1 protein-coding gene is annotated in these 424 nt (G+C 46.9%); it reads right to left on the reverse strand.

From position 1 onward, the window contains the following. Positions 1-75: 75 nt before the first annotated feature. On the reverse strand, positions 76-424 hold a 349-nt coding region (locus WH277_RS01810; RefSeq protein ID WP_339504051.1), incomplete at its 5' end, for a TonB family protein.

The raw sequence follows: 424 nt of genomic DNA on the forward strand, positions 1-424 counted from the left end.
GGATATAAAACGCCGACATCTTCTTCACTAATAAATGATAATCCCGGCCCTCAGGCCGGGATGAAAGATAACACGCTATTCAACCGATGATTTCGTATTAATGCTAAAGACAAAGTCCTTCGTTAATCCCTGCCAGGGTTTATGCGGGGTAAATTTCCACTTCCTGATGGCTCCTAACGCTTCCTCATCAAATATTCCCGCAGGTTCTGAGGATGCCACTCGCGCATTGATCACATCACCGTCGTTATTCACATCATAGGAAACAACGACATGACCATTAACACGGTGAGCAAATGCCCTTGCCGGGTAGGCGGGTTTTACGGTCGATACCGGTTCAGGTTTTTCGGCAGTTTCCTGCTGCGCTGATGCCGTTAACACGCTCAGGCAACAGATGATTAACGCGATTAGATATTTCATTTCGTCC

It is taken from the genome of Erwinia sp. MYb416, assembly GCF_037479575.1.
Lineage (GTDB): Bacteria > Pseudomonadota > Gammaproteobacteria > Enterobacterales > Enterobacteriaceae > Erwinia > Erwinia rhapontici.